The organism is Pseudomonas sp. PDM20, assembly GCF_014852575.3.
Lineage (GTDB): Bacteria > Pseudomonadota > Gammaproteobacteria > Pseudomonadales > Pseudomonadaceae > Pseudomonas.
The window spans coordinates 508015-527422 of record NZ_CM181224.1 but is presented as its reverse complement, the minus strand read 5'-3'; the positions used below and the strand labels follow the sequence as shown (position 1 = coordinate 527422).

The window sequence follows — 19408 nt, the reverse complement described above, 5'->3', positions numbered from 1 at the left end:
GCCACAGGTACCCATCCGGGTAATACGTGTACAGTTTTAAGATTTATCTGGAACAATCCAGATGATATTTGCGAACATAAGACCTGCTACGTGACTGATATGCGTACTTTGGTCTAACCGCGACGCTAGCCCACTGATTTTTCCCACGGCATCATGTAGTATTCCGCGGCTCGGACTACAAGGCGTTTTGCCTGTGTCCAGAGCTGGTCCTGAGCAGAGTGAGGCAAGCAATGACTGAACGCGTTCAAGTCGGTGGCCTGCAGGTCGCCAAAGTCCTTTTCGACTTCGTGAACAACGAAGCCATTCCCGGCACCGGCATCGAGTCCGGCAAGTTCTGGGCGGGCGTAGAAACCGTAATCAACGACCTGGCCCCCAAGAACAAGGCCCTGCTCGCCAAGCGCGATGACATCCAGGCGAAAGTCGATGGCTGGCACCAGGCCCGCGCCGGCAAGCCGCATGATGCGGTCGCCTACAAGGCCTTCCTGCAGGAAATCGGTTACCTGCTGCCCGAGCCGGCCGACTTCCAGGCCAGCCCGCAGAACGTCGACGACGAAATCGCCCGCATGGCCGGCCCGCAGCTGGTAGTGCCGGTGATGAACGCGCGCTTCGCCCTGAACGCCGCCAACGCCCGCTGGGGCTCGCTGTACGACGCACTGTACGGCACCGACGCGATCAGCGAAGAGAACGGCGCCGAGAAGGGCAAGGGCTACAACAAGGTCCGCGGTGACAAGGTGATCGCCTTCGCCCGCGCCTTCCTCGACGAAGCCGCCGCACTGGAATCCGGCTCCCACGTCGACGCCACCGCCTACGTCGTGAAGAACGGCGCACTGGCCGTGACCCTGAAGAACGGCAGCGAGACCGGCCTGAAGAACGCCGCCCAGTTCCTCGCCTTCCAGGGCGAAGCCGCCAAGCCGAAGGCCGTGCTGCTCAAGCACAACGGCCTGCACTTCGAAATCCAGATCGACCCGACCAGCCCGATCGGCCAGACCGATGCCGCTGGCGTGAAAGACGTCCTGATGGAGTCCGCGCTGACCACCATCATGGACTGCGAAGACTCCGTGGCCGCCGTCGACGCCGACGACAAGGTCGTGGTCTACCGCAACTGGCTGGGCCTGATGAAAGGCGACCTCGCCGAGCAGGTTTCCAAGGGCGGCAGCACCTTCACCCGTACCATGAACCCCGACCGCGTCTACACCAGGGCCGACGGAACCGAGCTGAGCCTGCATGGCCGCTCCCTGCTGTTCGTGCGTAACGTTGGCCACCTGATGACCAACCCGGCGATCCTCGACGCCCAGGGCAACGAAGTGCCCGAAGGTATCCAGGACGGCCTGTTCACCAGCCTGATCGCCATTCACAACCTGAACGGCAGCGCGACCCGCAAGAACAGCCGCACCGGCAGCGTGTACATCGTGAAGCCGAAGATGCACGGCCCGGAAGAAGTCGCCTTCGCCGCCGAGATCTTCAGCCGCGTCGAGGACCTGCTGGGCCTGCCGCGCAACACGCTGAAAGTCGGCATCATGGACGAAGAGCGCCGCACCACCGTCAACCTGAAGGCCTGCATCAAGGCCGCCGCCGAGCGCGTGGTGTTCATCAACACCGGCTTCCTCGACCGCACCGGTGACGAAATCCACACCTCCATGGAAGCCGGCGCCATGGTGCGCAAGGGCGCCATGAAGACCGAGAAGTGGATCGGTTCCTACGAGAACAACAACGTCGACGTCGGCCTGGCTACCGGTCTGCAGGGCAAGGCCCAGATCGGCAAGGGCATGTGGGCCATGCCCGATCTGATGGCCGCCATGCTCGAGCAGAAGATCGCTCACCCGCTGGCCGGCGCCAACACCGCCTGGGTTCCGTCGCCGACCGCCGCCACCCTGCATGCGCTGCACTACCACAAGGTCGACGTGTTCGCTCGTCAGGCCGAACTGGCCAAGCGCGCGCCGGCTTCGGTGGACGACATCCTGACCATTCCGCTCGCCCCCAACACCAACTGGAGCGCGGAAGAGATCAAGAACGAGCTGGACAACAACGCCCAGGGCATCCTCGGCTACGTGGTCCGCTGGATCGACCAGGGCGTCGGCTGCTCCAAGGTGCCGGACATCAATGACGTCGGCCTGATGGAAGACCGCGCCACCCTGCGTATCTCCAGCCAGCTGCTGGCCAACTGGCTGCGCCACGGCGTAGTCACCCAGGAGCAGGTGCTGGAAAGCCTCAAGCGCATGGCGTCGGTGGTGGATCGCCAGAACGCCGGTGACGCCCAGTACCGCGCGATGGCGCCGAACTTCGACGACAACGTGGCGTTCCAGGCTGCACTGGAACTGGTCCTCGAAGGTGCCAAGCAGCCCAACGGCTACACCGAGCCGGTCCTGCACCGCCGCCGCCGCGAGTTCAAGGCCAAGAACAGTCTGTAAGAACATCGCCAAGCGTTGAAGAAACCGCCCTCCGGGGCGGTTTTTTTATGGCTGCTGATCGGGAATCGACACTACGCCCAGCCAATGGTGGACGCCCCCGCGAGGCATTCCGACCACAGGGAATCGGACACGTAACGCATGTGCACAATTATTGTGTACAAAATCCCCACCCCGCACATCCGAGAATCACAGCCAACCTGACTCGCAAGTCAATGATTGCTATGGAAATTTAATTTCCTGACCACCTGGACAGCCACCAAGACCGCACCAATAAAGGGCTCAAGCGGGATTCGAAGCTGCCTGCAGCGGGGTCTGGAAGGCGGCGGAGCGTTGCACTGGCATGGAATTGGCTTTGAACACAAACCACAAAAAGCCGTGCATACAAACCGAGCAGCCCATGAACTCCAGCCCTACCCACCTGTCCGGCGTTTCCCCTGCCCAACCTGTCGATGGCGCGGCCTGCGCGAAGACTGCCGCGCCAACCCTGAGCCCGCGCCTGTACAGCGCCGACCTGGCCCCGACCAGGGCCGCCGGCCGCAACTGGGGGCGCTACAGCCTGTTCGCGCTGTGGACCAACGATGTACACAACATCGCCAACTATTCCTTCGCCATCGGCCTCTTCGCGCTGGGCATGAGCGGCGCGCAGATCCTCGCCGCCTTCGCCCTCGGCGCGCTGGTGATCTACGGCCTGATGAACCTGTCCGGCTACATGGGCCAGAAGACCGGCCTGCCCTATCCGGTGATGTGCCGCATCAGCTTCGGCATCCACGGCGCGCAGTTGCCGGCGCTGATCCGAGCGGTGATCGCCATCGCCTGGTTCGGCATCCAGACCTACCTCGCCTCGGTGGTCCTGCGCGTGCTGCTCAGCGCCATCGCGCCGAGCCTTGCGGCCTACGACCAGGACTCGATCCTCGGCCTGTCGACCCTCGGCTGGATCACCTTCCTCGGCATCTGGTGCGTGCAGCTGGTGATCTTCGCCTACGGCATGGAGATGGTGCGCCGCTACGAATCCTTCGCCGGCCCGATCATCCTGGTGGCATTCGCCAGCCTCGCCGGCTGGATGTACTGGCGCGCCGGCCTGTCGATCTCCTGGTCCAGCGGCAATGCGCCGACCGGCTCGGCCATGTGGCTGAAAGTCCTGGGCGCCGCCGCGCTGTGGGTCTCGCTGTACGGCACCATGATCCTGAATTTCTGCGACTTCACCCGCAACTGCCCGGACCGCCGCACCATCAGCGTCGGCAACTTCTGGGGCCTGCCGGTGAACATGCTGGGCTTCGCGCTGATCGCCGTGGTGCTGGCCGGCGCGCAGTTCAGCATCGACGGCAAGCTGGTGCAGAACCCCACGGAAATCGTCGCCGCGATCCCCAACACCTTCGGCCTGGTGCTGGCCTGCCTGGCCTTCCTGATCGTCACCGTGGCGGTGAATATCATGGCCAACTTCGTCGCCCCGGCCTACGTGCTCACCAACCTCGCGCCGAACCTGCTGAACTTCCGCCGCGCCGGCCTGCTCAGCGCCACCATCGCGGTGCTGATCCTGCCCTGGCACCTGTACAACAGCCCGGCGGTGATCGTGTATTTCCTCGGCGGCCTGGGCGCGCTGCTCGGCCCGCTGTACGGGATCATCGTCACCGACTACTACCTGGTGCGCCGCAGCCGGGTGAACCTGCCCGAGCTGTACAGCGAGAGCCACGACGCCAGCTACCACTACAGCGGCGGCGTGAACCTGCGCGCGGTGGCGGCGTTCGTCCCGGCCGCGCTGATCGCCATCGTGCTGGCACTGATTCCGGCGTTCGATGCGCTGTCGCAGTTCTCCTGGTTCTTCGGCGCCGGCCTCGGCGCGCTGATCCACTACACCCTGGCCGATCGCAAGCGCCGCTACGCGGACGTCTCCGGCGAGCCCATCGCGGTGGATGCTGCACATCACTGATGCTTGTGGACAAACGACAAGGCCGCCCTCGGGCGGCCTTGTTCGTTCAGGGCGCCAGCAGGAAATCCAGCACCGCCCCTTCGAACTCGCGGGGAAACTCGATGTTCGACAGGTGCACCGCCGGCAGCGTGAACAGGCGCGCGCCGGGGATCGCCCGGGCTATCAGCTCGCTGTGGTCCGCGGCGGTCACCGTGTCGAACTGACCGGCGATCACCAGCGTGGGCAGGCGCACGTCACGCAAGGCGCTGCGCAGATCGGTTTCCTGCACAGCAGCAAAGGAGCCGGCCAGCCCATGTCGGTTGGTCGCCAGCAGCGTGGCACGGAACGGCTCCACCTCCGGCCGCCGCGAATCCAGCCAGGCTGCCGGGAACCAGTTGGCGAGGAAGGTCGCCGCGGTGCCCTGCATATCCTCCGCCGCCAGTACCTCGGCGATGCGCTCATCCCACTGATCCTGCGGCCCGAGCCAGGCGGAGGTGTTCGCCAGCACCAGTCGCCCGATGCGCTGCGGAGCATTCAGCGCCAGCCACTGGCCGACGAAACCGCCGAGGGAAAGGCCGAGGAAATGCGCACGCTGAACGCCGAGCGAATCGAGCAGCTCGATCACGTCTTCTCCCAACCGCGCCAGTGAATAGGGACCAGCGGGAACGCTGGAGGCGCCGTGCCCGCGAGCGTCGTAGCGCAACACGCGGAAGTGTTCGCTCAACGCAGCGACCTGCCCGCCCCACATGTGCAGGTCGGTGCCGATGGAGTTGGACAGCACCAGCAGGGGGCGTTCGGCGGGGCCGTCCAGGCGATAGGCGATGCGGGCGTTGTCGCGGGTAGTCAGATAGTGCAGCGGGCTCATGGCAGCCTCTCCTCAAGGGGTGTGAGACGAGGCTAGTTGCAGCGCACTCTGGAAGAAATTACAAAGACCGGACGATCTCTGTCAGGAAAGCTGACATGCACGACTTCACCCTGCACGACCTGCAGTGCTTCGACGCGGTGGTCGAAGCCGGTGGCTTCCAGGCCGCCGCCCAGCAATTGCATCGTTCTCACCCGGCGGTTTTCGCCGCCGTGGCCCGCCTGGAGCACCAGCTCGGCTTCGAGCTGCTGGACCGCAGCGGCTACCGCGTCGCCCTGACCGCCGCCGGCGAATCCTTCCACCGCCGCGCCCGAGGCCTGCTGCGCGAGCTGGGCGGCCTGCGCGACCACGCTGCGCACCTGGCAGCCGGTGAAGAAAGCGAACTACGGGTGGTGCTCGGCGACTTCTGCCCGCGCCCCTCCCTGCTGGAAAAGCTTGCACGCTTCTTCGCCACGCAACCCCGCACGCGGCTGCAGCTGTACTTCGAAAGCGTCAGCGGGCCACTGGAGCGGCTGCTCGATGGCGAGGCCGAATTGGTCCTGCACCGCGTGGACAAGGCCGACCCACGCCTGGAGTGGCTGGACCTGGGCGAAGTGGACTTCATCCCGGTGATAGCGCCGGGGCTGCTGACGGACATCACGGACCTACGCCCGGAGCACCTGCGTTCGCTCACCCAGTGCGTGATGCGCGACAGCGCCCGGCACTCGCCGCCGGTGGACTTCTTCACCCTGGAAGGTGCGCCGCAATGCACGGTGCCGGACCAGGCGATGAAGAAGGAGCTGGTGCTGCACGGCCTCGCCTGGGGCCATCTGCCGCGCCACCTGATTGCCGAGGAGCTGGCCGACGGTCGCCTGCGCGATCTCAGCGGCCCCCACCTGCCCGGCCGTCGCGAGGAGCTGGTCGCCGCGCGCCTGCGCGACCGCGCCCACGGCCCGGTCGCGCAACGACTCTGGAGCTTTCTGCAGCAGGCCTGATCAGCTGCGGCTCATCGGCCCGCGCACCGGCTGTTCGCGCATATGGCTGACTTCACTGACCGGCGCGCCGGCGGCAATCAGCGCCTCGCGCTGCTGGGCGATGGGCGTGCGGGCAATGGCGCGTTCGAACTGGTTGAGCTTCTGGAACGCCGGCAGCGCGAAGGCCGCGGCAAGCATGGCCGCCAGTTTCGGCCAGCGCCGGGCATCCAGCTCGTAGCGGGCGAACTGCGCGTTGCGCATGAAGCAGGCGACACCGATGTCGGCGATGGACAGCTCACCGAACAACCAGCCGTTCTCCGGCAACTGCGCCTCCAGGTAATCGAATACTGCCGGCAGGTCGTGCTGGTAGGTCTTCTCCAACACGGCGGCGTCCGGCTCACGGCCCCACACGCCGCGACCGATCACCAACTGGTCGAACAGCTGCCAGATCAACACCTGGCCCATGCGGCTGTCGGCGAATTCCTCGATCCAGCGCGCACGGGCGCGATCGGCGATATCCGCCGGGTACAGCGCCGGCTGTGGATAACGCTCTTCCAGGTACTGGCAGATCACCGAGGAGTCGTTCAGCACCAGCTCGCCGTCCACCAACACCGGCACCTGGCGAAGCGGGCTGAGGCGCTCGAAGGCCTCGTTGCCGAAGAACGGCACGACGGAGTCGACGCGGTAATCGACGCCCTTCATTTCCAGCAGGACCAGCGCCTTGCGCACATAGGGCGAGAGGAAGGAACCGATGATCAGCACAGGGTCGGACATGGCGAGGCTTTCCGCGAAAAGGGTCGTCCGATTGTAGAACGACGCCGAAAAGCGGGCGACCGGCAGCAAAAGCCGACGGGTGCCAATTGCGCGCATGACTGCACTTTGCGATCATTTGCGAATGGTTATCGTTTTTTAACTTGATCCCATTCGAGATCATTGGGGGAGTAGCTTGTCGGCCATCCAGATGGGTAGCGGCGAACTCGTTGGCGCCTTGTATCGCGATCACCGCGACTGGTTGACTGCCTGGCTGAATCGCAGCCTGGGCTGTCCGCAGCGCGCCGAAGACCTGAGCCAGGACACCTTCGTTCGCGTGCTCGGCCGTCGCGAGCTGCCCTCCCTGCGCGAACCGCGCGCCTTCCTGGTGACCGTCGCCAAGGGCCTGCTGGTGGACCACTGGCGCCGCGTGGCGCTCGAACAGGCCTACCTCGACGAACTGAAATGCCTGCCCGAAGCAGTGCAGCCCTCCGCCGAAGACCACTGCCTGATCCTCGCCGACCTGCGCGAGATCGACCGTCTGCTGGGCAAGCTGTCCACCCGCGCGCGCAGCGCCTTCCTGCTCAACCGCCTGGACGGCCTGGGCCACGCCGAAATCGCCGAGCAACTGGGCGTTTCCGTACCGCGCGTGCGCCAGTACATCGCCCAGGGCCTGCGCCAGTGCTACATCGCGCTGTACGGCGAGCCGACGTGAAGGGACCGGTTTCCCTGCAGATACTGGACGAGGCGATCAGCTGGCAGCTGCGCCTGGGCTCCGGCGAATCGCGTCCGGACGATGAAGCCGCTTTTGCCCGCTGGCACTCGGCCCACAGCGAACACGCCCGCGCCTGGAGCCAGCTGGGCATGCTCGACCGCAGCCTCGCCGGCGCCGCGCCCAAGGCGGCACGCAACGCCTTGCTGCGCTCGCCGGGCGAATCCCGGCGCAAAGTCCGGCGCCTGGCTGGCACCAGCTTGTCGTTGCTGCTGGTCGGCGCGCTGGCGCTGGGTGTCGGCAACCGCTACACGCCGGTGCGCTATGCCTTCTCCGACCTGGTGACAGCCACCGGCGAGCAACGCGAACTGCGCCTGCCGGACAACACCCGGCTGGTGCTCAACAGCCGCACCGCCGTCGATGTGCGCTTCGACGCCGAGCAGCGGCGCATTGTCCTGCTCAGCGGCGAAATCCTGGTGGAGACCGCCCACGGCGACAGCCGCCCGTTCATCGTCGAAACCGACGAAGGCCGCCTGCGCGCCCTCGGCACGCGCTTCCTGGTGGAGCGCGACGACAGCGACAGCACCTTGCTGAGCGTCCTGCAGTCCGCCGTAGCCGCACGCCCGGAGCGACTGCCGGATGAACGCGTGGTCAACCAGGGCCAGCAGGTGCGTGTGCGCGCCGACGGCTTCGGCGCGCTAGAGGCCAACAGCGCCACTGCCGATGCCTGGACCCACGGCATGCTGGTAGTGGACAACGTGCGCCTGGGCGAGCTGATCGACCAGCTGGCGCGCTACAGCCCCGGCTACCTGGCAGTGGACCCGGCGCTGGCGGACCTGCGCATCACCGGCAGCTTCCCGCTGAAGAACATCGACCTGGCGCTCAGCTCGCTGGAGCCGACGCTGCCGGTGCGCATAGAGAAGCACGGCCAGTGGTGGTCGCGCGTGGTGCCGCGCGGCTGAGAAAGCCCGTGCCCTCACGGAAATCCTGCGCGGCCGCGGCCCTCTCCCCCGCCCTCGCCCTGAAGGGAGAGGGTTAGGGAGAGAGAAGCCCAGCTCGGACGATCAGATCAGGACCGGCCCAGAAAGAACCTGCCGAACTGAGGGGGTTCAATCCGCAAAATTATTTTCACCCAGCCCTATCACTTTTCAATTCTCGTCCGGCAAGGAGGCATCGAGAACCGTTTTCATTCAGGAGTCGTTTTCAATGCGCCGCCCGTTCGAACTGTCGCTCCGCCCCTGCCTGCTGGCCACCGCTATCCTGCTGGCCACCTCTTCGGCCGTCGCCGCCGAAGCCGTGCGTGACTACCAGGTACCCGCCGGCCCGCTCGCCAGCACCCTCAACCGCATCGCCGCCGAAGCCGGTCTGTCGCTGAGCCTCGACCCGGCGCTGGCCCAGGGCCGCAGCGCACACGCCGTGCAGGGTCGCTACGATGCCGCCGGCGCGCTGCGCCAGGCGCTGCAGGGCAGCGGGCTGGAACTGGTGGAAAGCGAATCGGGCAGCTACAGCCTGCGCCCGGTGCCCAGCGACACCCTGTCGATGTCGGCCACCACCATCAGCGGCACCCAGGAAGATCCGGACGGCCCGACCGTCGGCTACCTTGCCACCCGCACCCGCGCCGGCACCAAGACCGACACCCCGCTGCTGGAAGCCCCGCGTTCCATCTCCGTGGCCACCCGCGAGCAGATGCAGGACCGCAACGTGCAGAGCCTGGACGACGCGGTACGCTACATGCCCGGCGTGATCGCCAGCAGCTACGGCAACGACACCCGCGCCGAATGGCTGAAGGTGCGCGGCTTCGAACCGACCCAGTTCCTCGACGGCCTGCCGCTGCCCAAGGGCTCCTACGTGATGCCAAAGCTGGAAACCTGGGACCTGGAGCGCGTCGCCCTGCTGCGCGGTCCGGCGTCCTCGCTTTACGGCCAGACCCCGCCCGGCGGCCTGCTGGACATGACCAGCCGCCGCCCCGAGGCCGAGAGCAGCCATGAAGTGCAACTGCAGGTCGGCAGCTACGAGCACAAGCAGATTTCCTTCGACAGCACCGGCAAGGTCGACGATGCCGGCAACCTGCTCTACCGCGTCAGCGGTGTGGTGCGCGACAGCAACACTCAGGTCGATCACGTCGACAACAAGCGCTACAACATTGCCCCGAGCCTGACCTGGAACTTCGACGAAGACACCAAGCTGACCTTCCTCTCCCAGTTCAACCGCGACGACACCGGCATCACCAGCCAGTTCCTGCCGCTGCAGGGCACCAAGCTGTCCACCCCGGCAGGCGAGGTGAAGTACCACGAGAACCTCGGTGACCCGGACTGGGAGTTCTACGACAAGACCTACTACGCCCTGGGCTACGCCTTCGAGCACCGCATCAACGACGTCTGGCAGTTCCGTCAGAACCTGCGCTACACCAAGAGCGACCTGTCCTTCCAGGGCATTACCGCCGGCGGCAGCGCGACCTCGGTGGCCGACGACGGCACCCTGTCCCGTGGCGCCAACGTGGTCGACGAAGACATCAGCCAGTTCGCCATCGACAACAATCTGCAGGCCGACTTTTCCACCGGCCCGCTCAAGCACACCCTGCTGCTGGGCCTGGATCACCAGCGCGCCAACACCAACTACAAGTGGCTGTACGGCGCCGCGCCGACCAGCAACATCAGCAAGCCGATCTACGGCCAGGACTTCAGCAACGTCGTCTACACCGCGTACAACGACTACAACCAGAAGATGCGCGATACCGGCCTGTACGCGCAGGACCAGATCGCCCTCGACAACTGGCGCCTGACCCTCGGCGGACGCCAGGACTGGGCCCACACCGGTTCGAAGTTCTATAACGCCGATGGCGCTACCGATACCCGCCGCGACAGCAATTTCAGCGGCAATGCGGCACTCAGCTACGTGTTCGACAATGGCGTGGCGCCCTACGTGTCCTATGCCGAGTCGTTCCAGACCGAAGCCGGTGGCACCAACGGCGCGGCCTTCGAGCCGAGCACCGGCAAGCAGTACGAACTGGGCGTGAAATACCAGCCAGTGGGCACCGACCTGATGCTCAGCGCCGCCGTCTACGACCTGACCCGCAAGAACATCGTCCTCACCGGCAGCGACTTCATCAGCCGCCCGGTGGGTGAAGCGCAGGTCCGCGGCTTCGAACTGGAGGCCGTCGGCAACGTCAACGAGAACCTCAAGGTGACCGCCGCCTACACCTATGCCAACAGCAAGATGACCAAGGTCGCCAATCCGCTGGACAAGAACCGTCCGCTGCCGCTCACCCCGGAAAACCAGGCCTCGCTGTGGGCCGACTATACCTGGCATGACGGTCTGCTCGACGGTTTCGGCCTGGGCTTCGGCACCCGCTACGTCGGCGAGACCCACAACATCGCCATCGGCAGCATGGGCTACGTGCGCGACAAGTCTGACGGCGACACCGGCTCCTACACCCTCTATGACGCTGCGGTGCACTACGACCTCGGCCGCCTCGACAACAGCCTCAACGGCCTGAACGTCGCGCTGAACGCCAACAACGTATTCGACAAGGAATACATCTCCACCTGCGACGGCTTCTACTGCTACTACGGCGACCGTCGCAACGTGGTTGCCAGCGTCAACTACAAGTTCTGACGCCCACGCAGCGCCACAGGCACCCGTAGGGCGCATAACGCGCCAGCGTTATCCGCCGGCACAACGGCGGATAACCTGTTCCAGGTTATTCGCCCTACGCTCCCGGTGGCCCGCGCAACGCGGGCCCTGCTCAACGCACCACTTCTCCCCAGACCACGCTCGCATCGTCATGGATCTTCAGACGCGGATAATCCAGCGCCTGGTCATCGGCGCTTTCCAGCGCGCGCAGTTCATCGATCAGCGCCTCTACGCCCCGCTCGGGTAAAGCTGCGAACAGCGCATCCAGATCGTAGCGACGGAAATCCAGTAACCGGTCGAAGCCATCGGTGACCAGCATGAACGCCTTCAGCCCCGCAGGGGCGAGCACCCGGCGTTGCACGTGGGGAATCCAGCGCTCGCTCGGGTCGAGGCACCAGTAGCCTTCCGGCGTGTTGGCCAGCGTACGGTTGCGCCGCACCCATTCGCGACTGGCCTGCCAGAGTTGCGCATGGCTCCAGTCCGGATTCGCCTCGCGCAGCGCCAGCAGGCGCTGCACTGACTGGCGATCGATCTCTTCCAGCGGCGTATCGCCGAAGCTCTCGACGCAGCCATCGTCCCAGGCCAGGTGGATGCAGGTATCGCAGAGATTGAGCAACTCCAGCGAGCCGTCGCCCAGTACCCGCAGCAGGCTCAGGCAAGCGGTGGGCAGGTTGAGATCCAGGCTCACGGCCACGCCGGAGTCACGCTGGAAGTCCGCAGCGATGCCCGCCTGCAATTGCGCCAGCAGCTCGTCGGTCGGTCGATACGGCTGCTCCTCCAGCAAGCGCTGCAGGTGCGCATTGGCGCTCTGTGCGAGCCAGCGCGCGTCACTCTCGCCACCCACCAGCCCCTGCCCGAGACTGGTCGCACCATCCAGCACCCAGGCCGCCTGCGCGGTGTAGCCGATGGCATCGTCGTTCACCGGCGAACCCTGGCGGCAGGCCGCCCCGCGTACGGAAATCGTCGTCACAAGCCCTTCTCCTTCGTTTCGTCGGCCACACTGACCGGCGTACAGTCTCACCTGATTCCGGACCCTGCCAAGGAGAGCCCCATGCTTCGCGTCCTGTCCCGTCCCCTGAGCGGCCTGCTCCTGACCGGCCTGCTGCTGGCCACCGGCGCCCATGCCGCCGAGGTGAAGTACTTCGACCTGCCCAAGGGCTCCGGCCCGCACGATGTGGCGCCCACCGAGGACGGCAAGGTCTGGTACACCGCGCAGAAGCTCGGCGTGCTCGGCCGGCTCGATCCGCAGACCGGGCAGACCGAACAGATCAGCCTGGGCAAGGGTTCCAGCCCCCACGGCGTGATCGCCGATGGCAACGGCGATGCCTGGATCACCGACAGTGGCCAGAACGCCATCGTCCATGTGGATGCGCAGCGCCTGGGGGTGGAAGTCATCCCGCTGCCCAAGGAGGCGGCCAACGCCAACCTCAACACTGCGGTATTCGATGACGACGGCGTGCTGTGGTTCACCGGGCAGAACGGTTTCTACGGTCGTCTCGACCCGGACAGCCGCGACCTGAAGGTCTGGCCGGCGCCGCGCGGCAAGGGCCCGTACGGCATCGCCGTGGCTCCGGATGGCGGCCTCTGGTACGCCTCGCTGGCGGGCAACTACATCGGCCAGATCGACGGCATCGAAGGCAGCGCCACCCCCTTCGATGCGCCAAGCAAGGACGGCGGCCCGCGCCGGCTCTGGGCGGATTCCGTGGGGCGACTCTGGGTCAGCCAGTGGAACGCCGGGAGCCTGGCGCGCTTCGACCCCAGCGACAACCAGTGGAAAACCTGGAAGCTGCCGGGCGATCATCCGCAGCCTTATGCGGTCTACGTCGATGCCATGGACCAGGTATGGCTGAGCGATTTTTCCGCCAATGCGCTGCTGCGCTTCGACCCGCAGAGCGAGAAATTCACGGCCTTCCCCAGCGATCACGAACACGCCAACGTCCGCCAGCTGCTTGGCCGCCCCGGCGAAGTGTGGGGCGCCGAATCCGGCACCGATCGCCTGGTGCTGATCCGCGATTGAACCGATGACCGAACCCCAGGAGTTGCTGTCGATGAGTACCCGCCCCGTCCTGTTCCACGCCGCCGCTTCGCCCTTCGTGCGCAAGGTCATGGTCCTGCTGCACGAGACCGGCCAGGTCGACTCTGTGGAGCTGTACGCCGCCGTCCACACGCCCATCGCACCAGACGCCGGCGTGCTGCATGACAACCCTGCCGGCAAGATTCCCGCCCTGCACCTGGCCGATGGCCAGAGCCTGCACGACAGCCGGGTGATCCTCGAATACCTCGACCAGCAGCATAGTGGCGAGCCGCTGATCCCCCGCGAGGGCGCAGCACGCTGGCGTCGCCTCACCCTCGCCTCGCTGGCGGACGCGGTGCTCGATGCGGCCGTGCTGATCCGCTACGAAACCGCCATGCGCCCGCAGGAAAAACACTGGGACAAATGGCTGGACAACCAGCAGCTGAAGATAGTCCGCACCCTCGCCTACTTCGACGGCCCGGCCCACGCCGAACTGGCCGGGCGCTTCGACATAGCCGCCATCGGCGTGGCCTGCGCCCTGGGCTACCTGGACTTCCGCCAGCCGCACTGGGACTGGCGCGCCGACCACCCACAGCTGGCCCAGTGGTTCGCCGAGGTCAGCCAGCGGCCGTCGATGCAGGCGACGGTGCCGGGCTGACGCTCGCCGCTACAGAGAACAACGCCAGCTCCGGCTAATCGAGCTTTCAGGCGCAGGCCACACTCGCCAGCCGGCGCCCCCCAGCCCCCTCTCCCTCTGGGAGAGGGTTGGGGTGAGGGGGAAGGCTCCGCGCCAGAAACCACGGTGAGCTACCGACCTCCGCACTACCCTGCGCTCAAACCGCTCATCGCGCACCACTCGCCGCTTTAGCCCCTGCTCGAACAACCCGGCGATCTGCCGCGCCAGCCGCCGGCCCACTTCGCGCTCCTCGCGCAATCCGCTCCAGGCACTCATCACTTCTTCCCCAGTCGGTAGATCGGCAACGCCAGCAGCAGGCCGAGCTGTGCCACGCCCATGCACATCTCCAGGAAGGAGCGCACATGGGGATTGTTCGCCGCATCCTCGACGCCGGTGAGTTGCGTCCACAGCTCGCCCGGCAGCAAGAGCGCGAGGTGCGCCAGGGGCTTGCCGGTGGCCACCAGCAGGGCGATCCAGTCGAAGCGGCCGAGCAGCATCAGCACCGGCAGGCACAGGCCACTGACCAGCAGGCCGGCGAACAGACACAGGGAAAAACGCATCAGGTTGGGCATTTGTCTTCTCCTCAGCGCTGCACGCGCACGTCTTCCAGGGAAAATTCCAGGTCGTCTGCGCGGGGCTTGCCGATGCCGTACCAGTCCAGGTGACGGGTCAGCACCATCACGCCACCGAGCACGCCGAACAGCAGCAGCGAACCCATCAGCAACGCGTAGTCCTCGGCGCTGAGCAGCGCGTAGAGCATCCCGTAGAGCCCGGCCAGCCCGAGGCTGAACCCGGCTCCGCGCCACAGGCTGCGCAGCACGTGGCAGAGGTAGAAGCCGATCAGCCCGACACACGCGCCAGCGGACAGCAGGTAGGCCAGCTCGAAGCCGACATGCTCGGAGAGCGACAGCAGCAGCAGGTAGAACAGCGCCAGCGCCATGCCCACCAGGGCGTACTGGATCGGGTGCACCGACAGGCGCTTGAGCACTTCGAAGAGGAAGAAGCCAGCGAAGGTGAGGACGATGAACAGCAGCGCGTACTTCACCGCGCGGTCGGTCTTCAGGTACTGGTCCACCGGGTCCACCAGCGCCACGCCGAAGCGGTGCTGGCCGAACTCGCTGCACTCCGCCGAACTGGCACGGGAGGCATCCGGGTCGACCGCTTCGACCGCACGGGCGACATCGGCCTGGGCCGGCGCGGTGCAGGCACGCAGCTGGTCCTCCAGGTTGGTGGCGAAGAAGCTGGTGCGCCAGCGTGCGCTGAAGCCCTGGTCGGTGACGCTGCGTTCGGTGGGCAGGAACTCGCCGCCGAAGCTGGGGTGCGGCCAGTCCGAGACCAGGTTGACCTGGCTATCGCGGCCGACCGGGGTGATGTCCAGGCGGCTGCTGCCCAGCAGCGACAGTTCGAAGGCGTAGTCGAAGCGCTGCTCGTGATCGCTGGCCTTGAGTGGCAACACCGCATGCACGCCGTTGCCGAGGAACTGGCTCTGGGTGCCCGGCTGGAAGTCGCGCAGTTCGTCACCGACCTTCAGCTTCGGTGCGTTCTCGATGCCGCGCACGTCGCTGATGCCCACCGCCAGCAGCGGGTCGTCGAAACGGTAGCTGCCCAGGTCGCTGGTGATGCCGTAGTTGGCCGGCAGGACGAAGCTGCCGCTGACCTGGCTCTCGGCATGGAACAGGCGCGCCTCGTAGATGCCGCGATGGCGCAGCTCGGTGCGCATCTGCCCATCGAGGCTGAAGACTTCCGGCAGGAAGTACAGCCGCCCGCGCACCTCGCGCTCCTGCAGCACGCGCTGCTGGCTTGCCTTGTCCAGGCGCCAGCCGCGAATGGTGCGGGTGTAGGGCACGACCACCAGCGGGCCGGTGAGCTGCTGGCTGTAGCTGGCGCTGCGGGCGATGTCCTGCAGGACTTCGTCGCGGTAGTTCTGACGCTCGTCGACGAGGCCGTCGATCATCAGCAGGGGTATCAGCAAGAGGACGATCAGCAGCGCGATGGCGCCCAGTTTTACAGCCAGTGTGCGATTCATGGGAGGGAGTCTCGACTCGATGAACGAGTCAATACTCTCTCGCCCGCTCATGGAAGCATCGCGGGCGTTTCATGGAGATTGTGTGAAGAGTTCAGGGTGGGCAAATCACCATTGAGAGAGATTTCCTACAGCTCCGCCCGGTCATCCTGATATACCACCTTATCGAATCCTTCGAATATCGCAGCCTCATTAACCACCAACCGCCTAATGAGGCTAGCACCATGTCTACTCTAGAAATTTCCGACAAAATCAACGCAATGGGCGACCTGAGCGAAAAATGGAAGCACCGCTTCTCTTTCTTCGAAAAGAACGGGCTCCCCTATGGATTCTGGAAAGTTCCGGATAACTATAAAGCTGCCCTGAACGCTTTGCCCGCCGGCCAGCGCCTGAAAGTTGCCGTGAACTTCTTCGCGATCTTCTTCGGTGTCATCTATCTGCTGATTCTCGGCCTCTGGAAAAAAGCCCTGGTAGTATTCGGCGTGGCAGTGCTCGCACAGATCATTTTCGGCCTGTTGGGCCTGGGAGTCATCGGCAACGGCATTTCAACCGCCCTGATGATCATCTGCGGTATTCGCACGAACGCCTACTACTACGAGCTGCGCGTCCTCGGCAAACAGACCTGGTCGCTGTAATGCACACACTATCGGCTCGCCAATCCAGCCTTTTCCTGGCTGTGCTCACTTGGCTTCTGCTGGTGGCTACCGGCGCGTTCGCAGGAACGCGCCAGGAGCTCAATGGACTCAGCGTCGAGTTTCCCGGAGAGCCACACGCCATTCAATCCGAGGATTTCGCTGGTTGGGAATACCAGCCCACCCCAGACGCAATCTACACACTGACGGAAATAAAACTTCCACTCTGGTTACACTGGATGCACTGGATCGTGAGATCTGCACCCGATGCGGCCATAGAGATGTGGGCCGATAGAACCCCCGAAATGCTTGATGGCATAGCGTTGAAGAACAACGACCAAGCCGCCGAAAAAAGCTACGAGATTGAGTATCGCCAAGGTTTCCCAGCAGTGGCATTCACAGTGGACGCGTCCACGGATGCAGTGAAAAAAACCCATCTCTCAGGCCAAATGCTGCTTGTGGATGGCCATTTTTACTTGCTCAGCGCCGCTGGAAAGCAACCATCCCCGGAGCAGCAACGCTTCATCGACTCCCTGACCCTGCCTTATGTTCGGACCCCTGGCGATGCAGACGAACAATACGAAGCTCTGTGCAAATTGAGCGGCCAGATACTCGCAGGCGCACTGATTCTGCTGATTCTGCTGATCGTACTCATCGTCGTTGCCGTGAAACGGTTCAAACGCCGCCGGCAGAACTGAGCAGCTCAGAGGCTCGTCGGCACCGACAGACTCGCGCGCACACCACCCTCGATGTTCTCGACGCTCAGCTCACCGCCATGCAGCGCCGCCACCTCGGCAACGAAGTTGAGGCCCAGGCCGGTGCTCTTGCGCCCACTCAGCGGGCGCGGCAGTGAGTAGAAACGCTCGGTCAGGCGCGGCAGGGCGAACTCCGGAATCGCTTCGCCCTGGTTGAACAACTCCACACGCCAGCCTTCGCCGTCAGGCTGCGCATCGAAGCGAATCACGCCACCGGTCGGGGTGAAATCCAGCGCATTGTCCAGCAGGTTGCCCAGCGCCTGGCGCAGCAGGAAACGCTCGCCCACCACGCTTGCCTGCTGTGGAATCGCGTTCTCCAGCAGCACGCCCTGCACACGGGCCATGCGTTCGTCGATCAGCTCATTCGCCAGCTCGTGCAACGCCACCGGCACATGCTCCTCCAGTCCCTGGCGCTGCTCCACCTGGGCGAGGTTCAGCAGGCGCTCGATCAGTTGTTGCAGGCGCTCACTCTCCCCGGCGATGTTGCCGACGAAGCGCGCACGCTGCTCGGCAGGCATCTCGCTTTCGAGCAGTTCCGCCGCTCCGCGAATCGCCGCCAGCGGGCTCTTCAATTCGTGGGTCAGGGTATGCACGTAGCGCTCGACGTAATCCTTGCCCTCCAGTTGCACGCGCATGCGCTCCACCGCGCCAGCCAGCTGCGCCATCTCGCCACCGCGGTAGCGCGGCAGCTCGGCGCGCCGGCCCTCGCTCACCGCCTGGGCGTAGCGGGTCAGGCGATCCAGCGAGCGGCTCAGCCACCAGGACAGCCCCGCGCCCACCAGCAGGCCGAGCACGATCAGCCCAGCGCCGAGCCACGCCAACCGGCGCTGCGAGCGGTCGATGTAGGGCTGCAGTGTGCGGTTGGGCTTGGAGACCGAGACCACGCCGATGATCCTCTCGCCGTCGCGGATCGGCGCGGCGACGTACATCACCGAGGACTCCGGATCGTCCGCCGACTCGCGGCTGGAACGTGCACCGTACTCGCCGTTGAGCGTCCGATAGACGTCATTCCAGCGCGAATAGTCCTGGCCCACCGCCTTGCCGAGGGAGTCCAGCAGGACGATGCCGCGCGCATCGGTGACGTAGATGCGGTGGTTCACCGCCGTCTTGTTCACGCCCCAGATGTCGGCCCGCGGGCTGCGCGCGCCGTAGGCGCGGAGCATGTCGGGCAGCCGGCTCTGGTCGAGGGTGCCACTCTTCACGTCGGCCTGGAGAATCTCGGCCAGCAGGTTGGCGGTATCCACCAGCGTCTCTTCGCTGGACTGCCGCACACCGGGGCGAATCTCGTCCATCACCGTGCGCAGGACGAACCAGCCGGTCAGCCCGACGAAGAAGAAGTAGACCAGGAATATCCGCAGCGACAGGCGCATCAGCTCTTGTCCGGCGCGTAGCTGTAGCCCAGGCCGCGGTGGGTCTGGATCGGTTCGGCGGCGGGGACGACCTGGCGCAGCTTGGCGCGCAGGCTCTTGATGTGGCTGTCGACGTTGCGCTCATAGCCCGCATCGGCGGCGACACCCAGCGCATCGAGCAACTGCTCGCGGCTGAAGACGCGTTCGGGGCGCGCCAGCAGCGTTTGCAGCAGGCGGAATTCGTGGCGGGTCAGGGCCAGCGAGTGGCCGTGGTAGCGAATCTGGAAGCGCTCTTCGTCCACCTCGAACGGGCCGTTGCCGGCGGGCACCGTGGCCGGCGCCTCACGCGGCGCGGTGCGCTTGAGGATGGCTTTCACCCGCGCGGCGACTTCGCGCGGGCTGAAGGGCTTGACCACATAGTCGTCCGCGCCGATCTCCAGGCCCACCACGCGATCGATCTCGGCGTTGCGCGCGGTGAGGAAGATCACCGGCACCTCGGAGAAGCGCCGCAGTTGCTTGCAGGCTTCGAAGCCGCTGATGTCGGGCAGGCCGACGTCGAGGATGACCAGGTCGAATGCGTCACGCTGCAGGCGTTCGAGGGCGGGGCCGGCGAGGTTCAGCCAGGTGGTCTCGAAGCCCTCGGCCTGCAGGGCATAGAGCAGCGTGTCGGCGATGGCGGCTTCATCTTCGACGATGAGGATGTGGGGCATGGGATTCCGATTCCCGGGAAAGTTC

At 65.4% G+C, this 19408-nt stretch carries 17 protein-coding genes; 10 read left to right on the top strand and 7 right to left on the bottom strand.

Annotated features, from left to right (window positions below):
* The first annotated feature begins 230 nt into the window (after positions 1-230).
* Both IB261_RS02530 and IB261_RS02525 read left to right on the top strand, forming a co-directional pair.
* Entirely contained in the window at positions 231-2408 is a 2178-nt protein-coding gene (locus IB261_RS02530; protein ID WP_192383307.1) for a malate synthase G, read from the top strand.
* 397 nt (positions 2409-2805) lie between these two features.
* Positions 2806-4335 carry an NCS1 family nucleobase:cation symporter-1 gene (locus IB261_RS02525; RefSeq protein ID WP_192383308.1) on the top strand — a complete coding sequence of 510 codons (1530 nt, stop codon included), beginning with the start codon at positions 2806-2808 and terminating at the stop codon, positions 4333-4335.
* A 46-nt stretch (positions 4336-4381) separates the two neighbouring features.
* Here the strand turns inward: IB261_RS02525 and pcaD are convergent, their stop codons facing one another.
* Positions 4382-5179 (bottom strand): 3-oxoadipate enol-lactonase, encoded by a 798-nt coding sequence (gene pcaD / locus IB261_RS02520; protein ID WP_192383309.1) that lies wholly within the window; start codon positions 5177-5179, stop codon positions 4382-4384.
* Between the two features lie 95 nt (positions 5180-5274).
* On the opposite strand from pcaD, the gene IB261_RS02515 reads away from it, so the two are divergent.
* A complete protein-coding gene (locus IB261_RS02515) occupies positions 5275-6150 on the top strand; it encodes a LysR family transcriptional regulator (RefSeq protein ID WP_192383310.1) in 876 nt (291 codons plus the stop codon).
* Here IB261_RS02515 and IB261_RS02510 read toward each other — a convergent pair whose 3' ends face one another.
* On the bottom strand, positions 6151-6903 hold the full coding sequence (locus tag IB261_RS02510) for a glutathione S-transferase family protein (RefSeq protein ID WP_192383311.1): 753 nt from the start codon (positions 6901-6903) through the stop codon (positions 6151-6153).
* Between the two features lie 187 nt (positions 6904-7090).
* Here IB261_RS02510 and IB261_RS02505 point away from each other — a divergent pair, with 187 nt between their 5' ends.
* The 3 genes from IB261_RS02505 to IB261_RS02495 all read left to right on the top strand — a co-directional run bounded on the left by IB261_RS02505 (position 7091) and on the right by IB261_RS02495 (position 11206).
* Positions 7091-7594, top strand: coding sequence for an RNA polymerase sigma factor (locus IB261_RS02505; protein WP_412548100.1), 504 nt, complete (start codon positions 7091-7093; stop codon positions 7592-7594).
* A complete protein-coding gene (locus tag IB261_RS02500; RefSeq protein WP_192383312.1) occupies positions 7591-8553 on the top strand; it encodes a FecR domain-containing protein in 963 nt (320 codons plus the stop codon). Before IB261_RS02505 ends, IB261_RS02500 begins: the two co-directional genes overlap by 4 nt.
* Before the next feature lie 244 nt (positions 8554-8797).
* Positions 8798-11206 (top strand): TonB-dependent siderophore receptor, encoded by a 2409-nt coding sequence (locus IB261_RS02495; protein ID WP_081519657.1) that lies wholly within the window; start codon positions 8798-8800, stop codon positions 11204-11206.
* 130 nt (positions 11207-11336) lie between these two features.
* Here the strand turns inward: IB261_RS02495 and IB261_RS02490 are convergent, their stop codons facing one another.
* Positions 11337-12194, bottom strand: a complete 858-nt coding sequence (locus tag IB261_RS02490) for a protein phosphatase 2C domain-containing protein (protein WP_192383313.1) — start codon at positions 12192-12194, stop codon at positions 11337-11339.
* A gap of 81 nt (positions 12195-12275) precedes the next feature.
* On the opposite strand from IB261_RS02490, the gene IB261_RS02485 reads away from it, so the two are divergent.
* A complete protein-coding gene (locus tag IB261_RS02485) occupies positions 12276-13241 on the top strand; it encodes a Vgb family protein (protein WP_192383314.1) in 966 nt (321 codons plus the stop codon).
* A gap of 31 nt (positions 13242-13272) precedes the next feature.
* The gene (locus tag IB261_RS02480; protein ID WP_192225455.1) at positions 13273-13896 is read left to right on the top strand and encodes a glutathione S-transferase family protein; all 624 of its coding nucleotides are present in this window, start codon (positions 13273-13275) and stop codon (positions 13894-13896) included.
* Between the two features lie 293 nt (positions 13897-14189).
* On the opposite strand, the gene IB261_RS02475 is transcribed toward IB261_RS02480, so the two are convergent.
* The gene (locus tag IB261_RS02475; protein WP_081519652.1) at positions 14190-14486 is read right to left on the bottom strand and encodes a hypothetical protein; all 297 of its coding nucleotides are present in this window, start codon (positions 14484-14486) and stop codon (positions 14190-14192) included.
* A gap of 11 nt (positions 14487-14497) precedes the next feature.
* Complete coding sequence (creD, locus tag IB261_RS02470; RefSeq protein ID WP_192383315.1) at positions 14498-15940, bottom strand: cell envelope integrity protein CreD; 1443 nt, start codon at positions 15938-15940, stop codon at positions 14498-14500.
* 221 nt (positions 15941-16161) lie between these two features.
* Here creD and IB261_RS02465 point away from each other — a divergent pair, with 221 nt between their 5' ends.
* Both IB261_RS02465 and IB261_RS02460 read left to right on the top strand, forming a co-directional pair.
* A complete protein-coding gene (locus IB261_RS02465; RefSeq protein ID WP_192383316.1) occupies positions 16162-16572 on the top strand; it encodes a DUF2628 domain-containing protein in 411 nt (136 codons plus the stop codon).
* Positions 16572-17267 carry a hypothetical protein gene (locus tag IB261_RS02460; protein WP_192383317.1) on the top strand — a complete coding sequence of 232 codons (696 nt, stop codon included), beginning with the start codon at positions 16572-16574 and terminating at the stop codon, positions 17265-17267. Before IB261_RS02465 ends, IB261_RS02460 begins: the two co-directional genes overlap by 1 nt.
* Positions 17268-17272: 5 nt before the next feature.
* On the opposite strand, the gene creC is transcribed toward IB261_RS02460, so the two are convergent.
* Together creC and creB are read right to left on the bottom strand one after the other, a co-directional pair.
* Complete coding sequence (gene creC, locus IB261_RS02455; protein WP_192383318.1) at positions 17273-18694, bottom strand: two-component system sensor histidine kinase CreC; 1422 nt, start codon at positions 18692-18694, stop codon at positions 17273-17275.
* The gene (gene creB, locus IB261_RS02450) at positions 18694-19383 is read right to left on the bottom strand and encodes a two-component system response regulator CreB (protein ID WP_192225459.1); all 690 of its coding nucleotides are present in this window, start codon (positions 19381-19383) and stop codon (positions 18694-18696) included. The genes creC and creB overlap by 1 nt, the downstream gene beginning before the upstream one ends.
* Positions 19384-19408: the final 25 nt, after the last annotated feature.